1 other RNA gene is annotated in these 376 nt (G+C 65.4%); it reads left to right on the plus strand.

The window, feature by feature from the left end:
• Nucleotides 1-342: RNase P RNA component class A (rnpB, locus tag SB751_RS28510), an RNA gene on the plus strand; the annotation flags it as partial.
• Nucleotides 343-376: the final 34 nt, after the last annotated feature.

The following is a 376-nucleotide window of genomic DNA, read 5'->3' on the forward strand; positions in this document are numbered from 1 at the left end:
GGGCAGGGTGATGGCTAACGGCCATCCGTGGCGACACGCGGAGCAGGGCAACAGAAAGCAAACCGCCGAGGGCCCGGCGCAAGCCGGGATCAGGTAAGGGTGAAACGGTGCGGTAAGAGCGCACCGCGGCGACGGCGACGTTCGCCGGCACGGTAACCTCCACCTGGAGCAATTCCAAGTAGGCAGGCGCGCATTTTCGGATGCAGGATGGGGCCCCCGTCTCGTCTGCGGGTAGGAAGCTTGAGCGCGTCAGCAATGGCGCGCCTAGAGGAATGGCTGCCACGCGCTGCTCGCTTCGGCGTGCAGCGTGCACAGAATCCGGCTTATCGGCCTGCTTTGCCGTTCGAATGCGAAAGGGTCGGCGCTCCACCAGGAG

Origin of the sequence: Cupriavidus sp. SIMBA_020, assembly GCF_046535395.1 — a bacterium.
Lineage (GTDB): Bacteria > Pseudomonadota > Gammaproteobacteria > Burkholderiales > Burkholderiaceae > Cupriavidus > Cupriavidus campinensis.